The organism is Nitratireductor kimnyeongensis, assembly GCF_019891395.1.
Classification (GTDB): Bacteria; Pseudomonadota; Alphaproteobacteria; order Rhizobiales; family Rhizobiaceae; genus Nitratireductor; species Nitratireductor kimnyeongensis.
Map to the genome: position 1 here is coordinate 572,288 of NZ_CP078143.1, position 12,096 is coordinate 584,383.

Annotated in this window: 17 protein-coding genes; 11 read left to right on the forward strand and 6 right to left on the reverse strand. The window is 58.3% G+C overall.

All coding sequences use genetic code 11. The annotated features are described in order from the left end of the window. Window positions 1–140: 140 nt before the first annotated feature. The 7 genes from KW403_RS02620 (at window position 141) to KW403_RS02650 (ending at window position 4,532) form a co-directional block, all read left to right on the forward strand. Window positions 141–746 (forward strand): biotin transporter BioY, encoded by a 606-nt coding sequence (locus KW403_RS02620; protein ID WP_223021217.1) that lies wholly within the window; start codon window positions 141–143, stop codon window positions 744–746. After that, window positions 743–1,180 carry a DUF1284 domain-containing protein gene (locus tag KW403_RS02625; RefSeq protein ID WP_223021218.1) on the forward strand — a complete coding sequence of 146 codons (438 nt, stop codon included), beginning with the start codon at window positions 743–745 and terminating at the stop codon, window positions 1,178–1,180. Before KW403_RS02620 ends, KW403_RS02625 begins: the two co-directional genes overlap by 4 nt. A gap of 36 nt (window positions 1,181–1,216) precedes the next feature. Further along, complete coding sequence (locus KW403_RS02630) at window positions 1,217–1,810, forward strand: histidine phosphatase family protein (RefSeq protein ID WP_343224048.1); 594 nt, start codon at window positions 1,217–1,219, stop codon at window positions 1,808–1,810. Window positions 1,811–1,881: 71 nt separating this feature from the next. Next, window positions 1,882–2,352 carry a VOC family protein gene (locus KW403_RS02635; RefSeq protein ID WP_223021219.1) on the forward strand — a complete coding sequence of 157 codons (471 nt, stop codon included), beginning with the start codon at window positions 1,882–1,884 and terminating at the stop codon, window positions 2,350–2,352. A gap of 333 nt (window positions 2,353–2,685) precedes the next feature. After that, window positions 2,686–2,898 (forward strand): cold-shock protein, encoded by a 213-nt coding sequence (locus KW403_RS02640; RefSeq protein ID WP_223021220.1) that lies wholly within the window; start codon window positions 2,686–2,688, stop codon window positions 2,896–2,898. Between the two features lie 413 nt (window positions 2,899–3,311). Next, the gene (locus KW403_RS02645) at window positions 3,312–3,527 is read left to right on the forward strand and encodes a cold-shock protein (protein ID WP_223005964.1); all 216 of its coding nucleotides are present in this window, start codon (window positions 3,312–3,314) and stop codon (window positions 3,525–3,527) included. Window positions 3,528–4,106: 579 nt separating this feature from the next. Beyond that, on the forward strand, window positions 4,107–4,532 hold the full coding sequence (locus tag KW403_RS02650; RefSeq protein ID WP_223021221.1) for a BA14K family protein: 426 nt from the start codon (window positions 4,107–4,109) through the stop codon (window positions 4,530–4,532). A gap of 226 nt (window positions 4,533–4,758) precedes the next feature. Here the strand turns inward: KW403_RS02650 and KW403_RS02655 are convergent, their stop codons facing one another. Further along, window positions 4,759–5,370 carry a TetR/AcrR family transcriptional regulator gene (locus tag KW403_RS02655; RefSeq protein ID WP_223021222.1) on the reverse strand — a complete coding sequence of 204 codons (612 nt, stop codon included), beginning with the start codon at window positions 5,368–5,370 and terminating at the stop codon, window positions 4,759–4,761. A gap of 108 nt (window positions 5,371–5,478) precedes the next feature. Here KW403_RS02655 and KW403_RS02660 point away from each other — a divergent pair, with 108 nt between their 5' ends. Next, complete coding sequence (locus tag KW403_RS02660; protein WP_223021223.1) at window positions 5,479–5,976, forward strand: anthrone oxygenase family protein; 498 nt, start codon at window positions 5,479–5,481, stop codon at window positions 5,974–5,976. Between the two features lie 8 nt (window positions 5,977–5,984). On the opposite strand, the gene KW403_RS02665 is transcribed toward KW403_RS02660, so the two are convergent. From KW403_RS02665 to KW403_RS02675, 3 genes are all read right to left on the reverse strand, one after another. Continuing rightward, on the reverse strand, window positions 5,985–6,626 hold the full coding sequence (locus KW403_RS02665) for an MBL fold metallo-hydrolase (protein ID WP_223021224.1): 642 nt from the start codon (window positions 6,624–6,626) through the stop codon (window positions 5,985–5,987). A gap of 91 nt (window positions 6,627–6,717) precedes the next feature. Then, window positions 6,718–6,993, reverse strand: a complete 276-nt coding sequence (locus KW403_RS02670) for a hypothetical protein (RefSeq protein ID WP_223021225.1) — start codon at window positions 6,991–6,993, stop codon at window positions 6,718–6,720. Between the two features lie 120 nt (window positions 6,994–7,113). After that, window positions 7,114–8,007, reverse strand: coding sequence for a branched-chain amino acid aminotransferase (locus KW403_RS02675; protein WP_223021226.1), 894 nt, complete (start codon window positions 8,005–8,007; stop codon window positions 7,114–7,116). A gap of 238 nt (window positions 8,008–8,245) precedes the next feature. Here KW403_RS02675 and KW403_RS02680 point away from each other — a divergent pair, with 238 nt between their 5' ends. Then, the gene (locus KW403_RS02680) at window positions 8,246–8,746 is read left to right on the forward strand and encodes a MarR family winged helix-turn-helix transcriptional regulator (protein ID WP_223021227.1); all 501 of its coding nucleotides are present in this window, start codon (window positions 8,246–8,248) and stop codon (window positions 8,744–8,746) included. Between the two features lie 35 nt (window positions 8,747–8,781). Beyond that, entirely contained in the window at window positions 8,782–9,504 is a 723-nt protein-coding gene (locus KW403_RS02685) for a response regulator (protein ID WP_223022416.1), read from the forward strand. Between the two features lie 8 nt (window positions 9,505–9,512). Here KW403_RS02685 and KW403_RS02690 read toward each other — a convergent pair whose 3' ends face one another. Next, a complete protein-coding gene (locus KW403_RS02690; RefSeq protein ID WP_223021228.1) occupies window positions 9,513–9,860 on the reverse strand; it encodes an antibiotic biosynthesis monooxygenase family protein in 348 nt (115 codons plus the stop codon). A gap of 298 nt (window positions 9,861–10,158) precedes the next feature. Here KW403_RS02690 and KW403_RS02695 point away from each other — a divergent pair, with 298 nt between their 5' ends. After that, on the forward strand, window positions 10,159–11,499 hold the full coding sequence (locus tag KW403_RS02695; RefSeq protein ID WP_223022417.1) for a sensor histidine kinase: 1,341 nt from the start codon (window positions 10,159–10,161) through the stop codon (window positions 11,497–11,499). 253 nt (window positions 11,500–11,752) lie between these two features. On the opposite strand, the gene KW403_RS02700 is transcribed toward KW403_RS02695, so the two are convergent. Beyond that, a complete protein-coding gene (locus KW403_RS02700; RefSeq protein ID WP_223021229.1) occupies window positions 11,753–11,995 on the reverse strand; it encodes a hypothetical protein in 243 nt (80 codons plus the stop codon). Window positions 11,996–12,096 lie beyond the last annotated feature (101 nt).

The following is a 12,096-nucleotide window of genomic DNA, read 5'->3' on the forward strand; positions in this document are numbered from 1 at the left end:
ACCCCCTGAGCAACCCTGCTCATATGTGCTGAAGCTGATGGATAAAGGCAGGACCACGCACACCCTCTTGCCAAATCCGCGCGAATATGGACTCAATAATAGATCAACAAACGAAATTATCTATAATCTTAAGGTGTGATATGTCACAAGGTTCCCTCCCCGCACACAACCCCGGCCTGCTCGGCAATGCGGGCGTCTTGCAGCTTGACCAGAAGTCGCTTGCTTTCAAGGTCGGCGCAGTGGTGCTTGGCACACTGGCCCTGGCTTTGGCATCGCGCATCGAAGTTCCCATGGTGCCGGTTCCTGTGACCATGCAGACCTTCGCAATCGCCATGATCGGCGCGCTTTACGGCGCACGACTGGGAACAATGACGGTCCTTGCATGGCTTGGTGAAGCCATGATGGGCCTTCCGGTTCTGGCCGGGGGAGCCGGTGGCGTGGCGCATTTTGCGGGACCGACTGGCGGCTACCTCGCCTCCTTCCCGCTCATGGCTCTTCTGGTCGGTCTGCTGACCGAACGTGGCTGGAACGCACAGCGCCCTCTTCTCGCCTTCAGCTCGATGCTCGCTGCAAACGCGCTCTGCCTCACGATGGGTGCGATCTGGCTTGCCGGCATGATCGGCATCGAAAAGGCATTCCTGCTTGGCGTCGCCCCCTTTGTCGTTGGGGCCATTCTGAAATCCGCGCTGGGTGCAGCATCCCTTGCAGCGCTCTCGCGGTTTGCAAAGCGCGGCGACACGAAATGACAGTGCGGCTGCGTGCACACCATCTATTGTGCATGCTCACTTATGTCGGGCGGGGCTACAGCCCCGCCTTCACCGCAAATCTCGATGAAATCGTTTCGCGCCTCAATGCAGGCGAGGACCTGCTTCTCATCGAAGGACCGGACGACATTTGCCGTCCGCTCCTTGATGGCAGCCCACACGCGCATTGCCTTAATGCGCGCGTGAACCAACGGGATACGCGAGCAGCACATGCACTTTCACACTGGCTCGGCCAAGCGATAGATCCGGGTCGCGCCATAAAGCCTGACAAAAAACTCATCGAACGAATGCGGTCGGCCTTTGCCCTTGGCAAGACCCGCCAGGCGTGTCTTGGCTGTGAATGGATCGACTTGTGCTCGACCGTCGCCCGACAGGATTTCGAAGGCGCGCTTCTGGCGCCTGATATGCACGGATGACGTTTCAAACCGCAGGATGGACGCCGGACACTCCGCGTGTCAGAACCTGCACTGATGGCAAATCTTCTCTTCATCACGCATCCTGAGGTCATTGTTGACCCTACAGTCGCCGTCGAGGATTGGCGGCTAAGCACCACCGGACGCGAACGCATGACGCGTTTTGCGGCCAGTGTTGCGGCCCAAAACATCGATACGATCTGGTCGAGCATGGAGAAGAAAGCCCTTGAAGCGGCGACCATTCTCGCAGCCAAGCGCCGCATCGATGTCAAAACGGATCCGACACTTGGAGAAAATGACCGTTCGGCGACCGGCTTCCTTCCCCCCGAAGAGTTTGAACGCGTGGCCGATGCTTTTTTTGCCCAGCCAACGAGAAGCATAAGGGGATGGGAGCGCGCTATCGATGCGCAGCACCGGATTCACGCGGCCGTACAGCGGATCAGTGCCGAAGGCGCAAGCGGAGACATTGCCGTCATCGCCCACGGCGCTGTTGGGACACTGCTTCTTTGCAAGCTGCGCGATGAGCCGATCGACCGCACCCATGACCAGCCTTTTCAGGGTCACTTTTGGTCCGCAACACTACCGGACTTGCGGATCCTGCACGGCTGGATGCCGATCGCTGAAAAAACCTGACCGGTCTGTCGGAGTTTACGCCCGCCCCTCGTCCTGCGTGGAATAACCCAGGCAGAAGAAAGGGCAAGGTCATGAAAGTCATACCGCATTTGTGGTTCGAAAAGGACATGGAAAGCGCTCTGCGGATCTACACGTCACTGATCCCGGGATCGAAGATCGAGAGTCTGAAAGCATTGCCGGCCGAAACCCCGAGCGGACCGGCAGGAAGCGTGAAAATCGCGAATTTCACACTTGGCAATCAGCAATACCGAGGTCTCGAAGCCGGACCGCTCGATGCGTTCAACCACAGTTTCTCGATCATCGTCGAATGCGACACCCAGGCCGAGATCGATGAGCTTTGGGCCGCGCTCGGAGAAGATGGAACGATCGAGCAATGCGGATGGCTGAAAGATCGCTGGGGGCTGAGCTGGCAGATCTTGCCGCGAAGGCTGGGCGAACTGATCAACGATCAGGATGCCGCCAAGGCGCAGCGCGTCACCGAAGCGATGCTCACGATGGTGAAGCTCGATATTGCTGCACTGGAGGCAGCAGCGAGAGGATGATCGATATTATACCTTAGTCGAATACCACACGAAAGGTGCACCGAAAGCCACCCGAAAATCGCATTTCTGCCACTCGCGGCGATAGGCGCCATTTGCGAGAACGCCTGCGGCGGCGCGGCTCAACGGGGATGCAAAACGGCATTTCGGACAGTCTTGTAGCTATTTCCCTTTCGTGTCATAGATTCATCCGCGCTCGGGTGATTGCAGACCCGGAGACTGGAAGCTTTATGATTTGGACGGCCCCTTTCCCCGATTTTCTTCAAACTCTCGAACCACCGCTAACCTGTGCACGTTGCGCAGACGCGACTTCTCAAAGGGAAAAGGAGTTTCCCAATGGCCCAGACAGGCACCGTTAAATTCTTCAATGCGAGCAAAGGCTTCGGCTTCATCACTCCTGATGATGGCGCGAAAGACGTGTTCGTTCACATCTCGGCTGTTGAGCGTTCCGGCATGACCACGCTCAGCGATGGTCAGAAAGTTTCCTTCGAGGTCGAGCCCGACCGCATGGGTAAGGGTCCGAAGGCAGTCAATCTGTCCGCAGCCTGATTTCGAGACATTCTCGGATGCACATTTCGAGCGCGGCGTTCACTCGCCGCGCTTTTTGTTTGCTCGTACAGATTGCAAAAGCATGGCTCTTCGCAATTCGTATTATTCACAAAACTTTCGCTTGCCCCCCCTAAAAAAATCGAACAAGCTCCCTGCCATTCGGGCATTTGCCGGCCCGGAGACTGGAATGGCATGCCCTGGCGGGGGCTGAAATCCCCTTTCCGGGAAGTCGCGTCGAAACAATGAGGACAAACGATTTGTCCGGGCAAGAAGCCCGCACCATTGGTCCCGATGAGAGGCGCGAAGCTGACTGTTTCTTCTCCCCCAGTAAACGACCGATAAAGCCATGGGCCCAAACCCGCCAAGAGGTTGGCCCGCCGAAACCAGCATAAAGGGAGAAAGGACTCCTTCCTATGTCGCAGAGTGGTACCGTCAAGTTCTTCAATCAGGCCAAGGGATACGGGTTCATCACCCCGGACAATGGCGAGAAGGACGTGTTTGTTCACATTTCGGCTGTCCAGGCATCTGGGCTGCAGGGCCTGGAAGACGGACAGAAGGTTACATTCGAGACCGAGCCGGACAAGCGTGGCAAAGGTCCGAAAGCCGTCAATCTGGAAGTTGCGCCCTGAGGGGGGCGCAGCATTCCCGCAAATAGCTTTGCCGGTGTCGCGAAACAACGATTGAGGCAAAGCTCCTAGTTTGGGAGCATTTCCGGACAATCGGTTGTCGTCGCGGTTCCGGAAATGCCCTGAGGCGCCCCGCGGCTTGCGGGGCGCAGTCTGTGTTTGCGTCAGTTTTTGGAGAGAGGCGGCGCTCCAACAGGCGTGCCGCTGACACGCGGCCTTGCCCAGCCGCGATCCAGCGCCGGCTCTCGTACCGAACATTCATTATGGCGGGAAGCAGTGTTCCCACCATCAATGTCGGGCAACGCCAGCCCGACCCGTGCAGCCTCATCCCTCCAAGCGACGAGGCTGAAGGACGCAGGCGCGGCCGCCCTCCATCGTTCGAAGCGCCTACACCGGAGATCCGGCAGAACGTTTGACCCTGAGTGTCCGCACCGCGACCCGCTCTTCAGGAATGTTTCATAACGGTTGAACGCAACCTGCCTGCCTCATTCAGGTGCCATTCAGGTGCGAGAGAGTAAATCCTTTGCGAAAGCTGCGGCTCCCCCTGAAAAAACCGCAGCTCGTGTTTGAAGAGGTAAAGTCATGAAACGCTTCCTGAAGACGGGCATCCTCACACTTGCCGTCGCAGCCACGACGCTCGGAGCGATCTCTACCGCCGACGCCGGTCATCGCCATCGTCATCGGCACAACAACAACAACAACGACGCGCTCGCAGCCGGTGTGATTGGCCTGGCCGCAGGTGCCATTGTCGGTGGTCTCCTCTCGGAGTCGCGTCGTGACAACGATCGTGTCTACATCGACCCGCCCTATCGCCCCGATTACCAGCCTGTCTACCAATACCGGGAGCGCCCGGTATATCGCGAACGTCCGGTTCGCTATCATTCCGCGATGGAGCCATGGTCGCGCGAATGGTTCCGCTACTGCTCCAACCGCTATCGTAGCTTCGACGGGCGTACCGGCACGTTCATGGGCTATGACGGTCAGCGCCATTTCTGCCAGCCGCGATAACATTAGGGTTCCCTGCCCCGAGTAGAAATAAGGCCGGGCTCAGCCCGGCCTTTCTTCATGAAAAGCTGGATGTGGAGATAAAGAACGCATCCCAAGGATACTCTGGAAAATGAAGGACCGGGCCTCGGACACAAGCAACGAACGCCAGACCTGGACCGCAGCCACCCGCTGAGCCAACGATCGCCTCGCGCGAAATTCAATCTGTAGTTGATTCACGGGCGCGATGTCAATCAGAGCAGGAGCGCACGCAAAGGGTTTTGAAAGCCATCATGGCATGGGAAACCCGTTCTACGACGAACTCAGGTTGCGGCTCCGGCAATACACCGATCACGCGCCTGATCTGAAGATCGCCAATCAGAAGACTGAAAAACTGTTCCGCAGCGGTCGACGGCGACAGCACATCAAGACTGCCATCCTCACATGCCTGGCGAAGCAACTGTTCAACAAGTGGCGCCACGGCGCTGCGTCCGCCGGCGGAGATGGCGCGGCCCAATTCTCCACTCTCATCGGCAGCGGCAGCACGATTGAGAAGTACCGCTTTCTCGCCAAGAAGCATCGACAGGAGAACCGGGGCAACGTTCTCCAGACATTCCAGGGGATCTACTCCAGCCTCAATCGCTCGCTGCAGGGCCTCGCGGGTTTCCTGCGCATTCGACTCGACCATTGTTTTGAAGAGACCATTCTTGTCGCCATACCAGCGATAGAGCGTTTCGTTTGACGCCCTCGCCTCCCTGGCAATAGCCAGCATCGAGGTTCCGCCATAGCCCCTTTCGCGCAAAAGCCGATAGGCGGCACGCTCAATCTGCGCCTGGCGTTCAACCCTCGTTTCCGCACGCATGCATATCTCCGACTGCCTTGACACACACCGTACACAAATGTACGAAAATATAAAGTGTACAGATATGTACGATTTTGAAGAGACATGTGCGATTTTGGAGACAAGGCGATGCGCAACGTGACAACCGGCCTCTCGGTGGTTGCTATTCTTTTCTCCGGGGCGATCTTCGGGTTCTTCTATGCGTGGGTATGCTCAACCATGTGGGGCCTCGACCAGACGGACCCTCGTGTGGCGATCGAGGCCATGCAGGCGATGAACGCCTCGGTGCGCAATGCGGTGTTCTTCCCCGCATTCTTTCTGACACCTGTTGTCCTTGCGTTGACAGCGTACATGATCTGGGTCCAGGGGCAAAAGGCTCCAGCCTTCTGGATCGCTGCAGGAGCCGCGATCTACCTGATGTTCGGCCTCATTCTTACGATGGCAGTCAACGTGCCGATGAACGAGGCGCTGGCGCTGGTTTCGGTACCGGAAGAAATTGAAGCGGCAGAAGCAATCTGGTCCGAATACTCTTCAAGATGGCAATTCTGGAACCAGACACGGACGGCCGCATCCGGCGTGGCGCTGGCGCTCGCCGGCTATGGAATTGCGCGCCTGCGCACAGACTGAACGCGAAACTATACGAGAAATGGGTTCGAGCGCCGTTCGTCGCCGAAGCGTCCACCGGGTCCGTGACCACACAGAAAGCCGATGTCATCGCCCAGCGGCAGAAGCTTTTCCCTGATCGAGCGGATCAAGGCATCATGATCGCCGCCCGGCAGGTCGGTGCGGCCCACGGAGCCGTTGAAAAGCACATCGCCCACATGGGCGAACCGGGCCTTGCGATTGAAGAACACGACATGCCCCGGCGCATGGCCCGGGCAATGAAAAACCTCGAACTCGTGCTCACCGAAGGAGACCGTTTCGCCCTCGCTCAGATAGCGGTCTGGTGTGACGTTGCGAACGGATTGATCGAGGCCGAACATGCGCGCCTGGTTTTCAAGATTGGCCAAAAGCTCCCGGTCGTCCTCGTGCGACCCGATCAGCGGCACGCCAAGCGCCTCCTTGAGATCCATCGCGCCACCCGCATGATCGATATGACCATGGGTCAGCCAGATTGCCTCAACAGCGATACCATTGTCCTCAATGGCCCCGCGGATACGCTCCACCTCGCCGCCAGGGTCGACGACAACACCGCATTTGAGCTCTTCATCGAAAAGAATGGTGCAGTTCTGTTGAAATGGCGTCACGGGAATGACGCCGGCACGGAGATTGCCCACGAAGCCCTCCTGATCACGCCCCAAAAACACGGGGCCGAAACGCGAAACGGGCAACCACCCCCGGCTGCCCGTTTCAGAGAATTGATGAAGATCAGCTCTTGTTCATGGCGCCCATAACGGCACCGACAATGCCGGTAAGCACACCGCCACCGACAGCGCCGCCAACAGCATCACCAAGCAGGCCGCCCAGCGCACCGGCATCGCCGCCCATGCTCGATAGCAGAGCGCCACCACCGACACCGCCGATGATACCGCTCAGTATCTTGGCACCGTGACCCATCGCGGCCTTCTTAACGACAGAGCCAATCGCCTCGCCGCCAAGAACACCAGTCACAGCCTGCACAATAATAGGAAGTAGAGCTTCCATGTCCGGTCCCTCTCAAAAAACCGACCTCCCAGGGCCGGCGCGCACATGAAAGCGCGATTCCGGCCCATGTCAAACAGAAGGCTGTGAATATTTGGAGAGGTAACTTGCGGTTGCGGCTACTTATTGCGCCGCCACGCGCAGTTCCGGACGCACTTCGTTGGCATAGTCATTCATCAGCAAACGCGTGATTTCGCCGACTTCGAAGCGGTAAGGGCCAATCTCGGAAACAGGCGTGACCTCGGCGGCAGTACCGCAAAGGAAGCACTGTTCAAAACCTTCCAACTCTTCCGGCATAATCGCACGCTCAACCACTTCGAGGCCACGGCGGCGGGCAAGATCGATCACCGTGCGACGGGTGATTCCATCAAGAAAGCAGTCCGGCTTCGGCGTATGCAGGACGCCGTCCTTGACGAAGAAGATGTTTGCACCGGTCGCTTCCGCGACCTGACCACGCCAATCCAGCATCATCGCGTCGGCATATCCTTTGGCCTCCGCCGCATGCTTGGAAAGCGTGCAGATCATGTAGAGGCCGGCAGCCTTGGATTTGGACGGGGCCGTGCGAGGATCCGGGCGACGATACTCGGCCATATCAAGACGAATGCCCTTAAGCCGCTGCTCCGGGTCAAAATAGCTCGGCCACTGCCAGATCGCGATAGCGAGATTGATGCGGTTGTTCTGCGCCGACACGCCCATCAATTCGCTTCCGCGCCACGCAATCGGGCGAACATAGGCGTCGGCAAAGCCCTGCCGCGCCAAAAGCTCTCGGCAGGCATCATCGATTTCCTGCACCGACCAGGGGATGGTGAAGCCCAGAATGCGAGCGGATTCATGCAGGCGCTCGGTGTGTTCAGTAAGCTTGAAGATCTCGCCACCGTAAGCCCGTTCACCCTCGAACACGGCGCTTGCATAGTGCAGGCCATGGGACAATACGTGAATCTTTGCGTCTGCCCATTTGACGAATTCACCATTGAGCCAGATAAAGCCCTCGAGCTGATCAAAAGGAACCGCTGCCATGTAACCTCTCCCGCCGGTTCGTTTCCGTGGAACCGGACAAATCGAAAATACCGCCGTCGCAGACTACGCGTTGCCAAAGGGAAATTGAAGGATGTTCCGAAAAATGGCCTTCAGGATACCTTTTTGTTCGCATCAGGACGAAAACATTGTCAAAAATTACCACGCCTTGAAATTATGTCAATAAGGCTGACATAATTTCTTCATTAATCGTCGAAACGACCGGAAGCAGCTAGAGAGCATGACCGACGCCGACCCGATCAAAACCCCGCTGACGCTGGATGATGGCGTTGACTTCGCAATCATTGAGCATCTGTTCTTCGCCTACCGGGACTTTACGGCTGACCCAGATGCCATCCTCGACGAATATGGTTTCGGACGAGCGCACCACCGGGTCCTGCATTTCGTGAACCGACTGCCGGGCTTGACCGTTGCGGAACTGCTGGAAGTTTTGAGGATCACCAAACAAAGCCTGGCGCGGGTGCTCAAACAGCTCATCGACGACGGATACATTGTCCAGGTCCCAGGCCCCCGCGACCGTCGCCAGCGCGAACTCTATCCGACACAGAAGGGACGCGACCTGGCAGTGGCGCTGGCCTTGCCACAGTCCCGCCGCATCCGTGCGGCACTTGAAGAGGCCGAGCTTGGCGACAGCGCAGCGGTAGAACGCTTTCTGCGCGCCATGGTGAACTCGGAATTGCGCGCCCAGATGGACAAACTGCCCAACGGGCGTTCTAAATGAGCAACGCGTCCCCATCGCTTGAGGAGATCGTCACGATGAGCGAAACCGGCAATCTCGAGAAGGACCCACCTGTCCTCAGCGATGATGCGCCGCATTTGCTGGTGGTCGACGACGACACACGTATTCGCAGCCTGCTCAAACGCTTCCTGCGGGAAAACGGTTTCCGCGTCACCATTGCCGGCAACGCAGCCGAAGCGCGCCGCAAGTTGGTGGGGCTCGATTTCGATCTCGTCGTGCTCGATGTGATGATGCCGGGAGAGGACGGTGTCTCCCTGACCAGATCGCTGCGCGAGGAGAAAGACACACCTATCCTTATGCTCACCGCGCTTTCAGAAACGGACAGCCGTGTCACGGGGCTTGAGGCGGGAGCCGACGACTACCTGCCCAAGCCCTTCGACCCGCGGGAACTGGTGCTGCGCATCAACAGCATCCTGCGTCGCAGCGCGCCACAGTCCACGCCGAAAGTGGAACAAGTCGTGTTCGGCCCTTACGCGTTTCAGATCGCCAAGCGTGAACTCAAGCACAGCGGCAAGCTGGTGAAGCTGACCGACAGAGAGCGCGACATCATGGTGATTTTCGCGGAACGGGCGGGTGAAACCGTGCCTCGGCATGAGCTGGTGGGAGAGGACTCGGAGGTGGGTGAGCGCACGATCGACGTTCAGATCAACCGCCTGCGCCGCAAGATCGAGCGCGACCCTTCCAATCCTGTTTACCTGCAGACCGTGCGGGGTATCGGGTACCGGTTGAGCGTGGAGTAACCCACGCCTCAAACGGAAACGGGTCGATAATTCGCAATATCCGCCGTGATACCGAGACGATCCATCATTTCGTGGCGGTCGAAGCCGATGTCCGAATGCATGCGAGCCACGGCCTTGCCTGCTCGCGCAATCGCTTCCATCCCTTCCCATTCCACCATCGTGACAAAATTGAACGCCCCGGGGCCTGAAGCCTGTTCAAGAATGACATCCCCCAGGAAACCCGCCTGCTGGCGCAGAAGTGCATGGGTGGCAGAAACGCGATCGAGAAACTCATCTCTGGCGGCTGCCGGAACAGTGAATTTATCGACGCGGTAGACCGCGCTTGGCGCCGACACTGCTTGAGAAGGTGCGGACATGGAGTCTCCTTGTAAAACGGCCGGAAGTGGCATGAAAAGCACTTTCCGAGTTCAAGCCGACTTTAAGTCAAGAGACTCTTCAGCACGATCAGCCCGCAAACCGCCATGGGGAATTGCGCGAGCGCCGTGCGGAAAAGCGGTTCCCTCTTTCGCACGCAATGCATAGGATCGGTCTGGACAGAAGTTTGGGAATGGATGCCCGAAAGGGCGCATGGCGGCATTGAATATAAGCTCAGATCAGAAGACGACAGCCGGGAAGATCAAGTCGTTGACGCGCTTCAAACAGGCATTCGGCGCCATGCGCAGACCCTGGCGACGGTTCTGGCGCATCGTTTCGCGCTACATGCCCAAGCAGCTCTATGCGCGCTCGCTGATCATCGTGATCGCACCAATGCTGCTGCTCCAATCGGTCATCGCCTTCGTTTTCATGGAGCGCCATTGGCAAACGGTCACGCAGCGTCTGAGCCAGGCGGTCACGCGCGACATTTCTGCGATTATCGACATGATCGAGACCTATCCGGGCAATGACGGCTATGCGCAGGTCATCCGCATCGCCCAGGAGCGGCTGGCGCTGAAAATCGACCTTCTGCCACCCGATCCTCTGCCCGCTCCCGGCCCGAAGCCTTTTTTCTCGATCCTCGATCAAACGCTGGGTGAAGAGATCACCCGGCAGATCAACCGACCCTTCTGGCTCGATACGGTGGGCAATTCGAACATCATCGAAATCCGCATACAACTTGAGAACCAGGTTCTGCGTATCTTTGCCAGACGCAGCCAGGCCTATGCCTCCAACACCCATATTTTCCTGCTTTGGATGGTTGGCACATCGCTGGTGCTGATCGCGATTGCAGTGGCGTTTCTGCGCAACCAAATCCGTCCCATCCTGCAATTGGCCGCCGCTGCGGACAGTTTCGGCAAGGGGCGACCGACCCCGAGCGATTTCCGGCCGCGCGGCGCGGAAGAGATTCGCCGAGCCGGCAGCGCGTTCCTCTTGATGCGCGAGCGTATCGAGCGCCAGATCGAGCAGCGCACAGCCATGCTCACCGGCGTAAGCCACGATCTGAGGACAATCCTGACACGCTTCAAACTGCAGTTGGCCGTGGCAGGCAGCAAAGAGGATATCGAGGCGCTCAATCAGGACATCGAGGACATGCGCTCGATGCTGGAGGGGTACCTGGCTTTCGCGCGCGGCGAAGCAGCCGAAGACCCCGGCGCTTTTGATCTGGCGGGCTTCCTTGACCGCGCCGTGGAAGAAGCACGTCTTCGGGGCTGCACTCTCGAGGTGGAGACCAAAGGCAACACGCTTCTGCATGTACGGCCCAATGCCTTCAGCCGGTTACTGAACAACGTGATCGGAAATGCCTTTCGCTATGCCCGCAATGTGGAGGTGACGGCGCGCAACGCCAATGGCACTCTCACCGTCACTGTGGATGATGATGGGCCTGGTATCCCTTCCGAAATGCGTGAGGACGTCTTCAAACCGTTCGTGCGGTTGGACGAAGCACGCAATCAGGATGAGAGCGGCACCGGGCTTGGGCTCTCCATCGCCCGCGACATCGCCCGCAGCCATGGCGGGGACGTGACACTGGACGACAGTCCGCTGGGAGGGCTGAGAGCGGTGATCAGGGTGCCGGCCTGACATTGAAGGTTCTGGAGTGGCCTGCCTTCTGACGCGCTGGTCAGGCTCGATGAAACCGGCCGTCAGAATGCGGAGCGCTTGTGAAGGTCCAGATACATGATCGTATTGATCGTGTCGTCGGTGTGCTTACTGATCCGGTCTGCTTCACTCTCACCGGCGGTTTCGTTGCCAGCGGAGCATCCGCTGAATGAATATTCGCCCCAATTAGAACGAGCCAGGCACTGACGTGTCGATGAGGCGGCAGCGGGCTGCGTCAGCGCACGGCCGGGCGTGCCGGATGATCGAGTTCAAAGACCAGCGTCTGCACATCATTGGCATCAACACGGATGCGTCGGGCGCGGATGATGAACACAATGGTCTCGCCGCGCCCCGCCAGCTCGACGACATCGCCCTTCTGCGCCCATGCCTCCAGATGAAGCCGGTCGAGAAACCCGGCAAGGCCGGCGGTCTCTGCCGCTCTCCGCGCTACGGCGGTCAATTCCACGATTGTCTGCACGCAATCACCTCCTGTGAACCGTAATCTTGAAAAACAAGTGGGCGGACCAGCCTTCTTGATGTGAACGTTTGCACACTATCCTTTCGTCTAACATACTGGCG

Bases quoted from the DNA above. Each gene is read 5' to 3' on its own strand.
- KW403_RS02620 (WP_223021217.1), top strand. From the start codon at position 141: ATGTCACAAGGTTCCCTCCCCGCACACAACCCCGGCCTGCTCGGCAAT.
- KW403_RS02635 (WP_223021219.1), top strand. From the start codon at position 1,882: ATGAAAGTCATACCGCATTTGTGGTTCGAAAAGGACATGGAAAGCGCT.
- KW403_RS02660 (WP_223021223.1), top strand. From the start codon at position 5,479: ATGCGCAACGTGACAACCGGCCTCTCGGTGGTTGCTATTCTTTTCTCC.
- KW403_RS02690 (WP_223021228.1), bottom strand. From the start codon at position 9,860: ATGTCCGCACCTTCTCAAGCAGTGTCGGCGCCAAGCGCGGTCTACCGC.
- KW403_RS02670 (WP_223021225.1), bottom strand. From the start codon at position 6,993: ATGGAAGCTCTACTTCCTATTATTGTGCAGGCTGTGACTGGTGTTCTT.
- KW403_RS02650 (WP_223021221.1), top strand. From the start codon at position 4,107: ATGAAACGCTTCCTGAAGACGGGCATCCTCACACTTGCCGTCGCAGCC.
- KW403_RS02675 (WP_223021226.1), bottom strand. From the start codon at position 8,007: ATGGCAGCGGTTCCTTTTGATCAGCTCGAGGGCTTTATCTGGCTCAAT.
- KW403_RS02645 (WP_223005964.1), top strand. From the start codon at position 3,312: ATGTCGCAGAGTGGTACCGTCAAGTTCTTCAATCAGGCCAAGGGATAC.
- KW403_RS02655 (WP_223021222.1), bottom strand. From the start codon at position 5,370: ATGCGTGCGGAAACGAGGGTTGAACGCCAGGCGCAGATTGAGCGTGCC.
- KW403_RS02640 (WP_223021220.1), top strand. From the start codon at position 2,686: ATGGCCCAGACAGGCACCGTTAAATTCTTCAATGCGAGCAAAGGCTTC.
- KW403_RS02685 (WP_223022416.1), top strand. From the start codon at position 8,782: ATGAGCGAAACCGGCAATCTCGAGAAGGACCCACCTGTCCTCAGCGAT.
- KW403_RS02695 (WP_223022417.1), top strand. From the start codon at position 10,159: ATGCGCAGACCCTGGCGACGGTTCTGGCGCATCGTTTCGCGCTACATG.
- KW403_RS02680 (WP_223021227.1), top strand. From the start codon at position 8,246: ATGACCGACGCCGACCCGATCAAAACCCCGCTGACGCTGGATGATGGC.
- KW403_RS02625 (WP_223021218.1), top strand. From the start codon at position 743: ATGACAGTGCGGCTGCGTGCACACCATCTATTGTGCATGCTCACTTAT.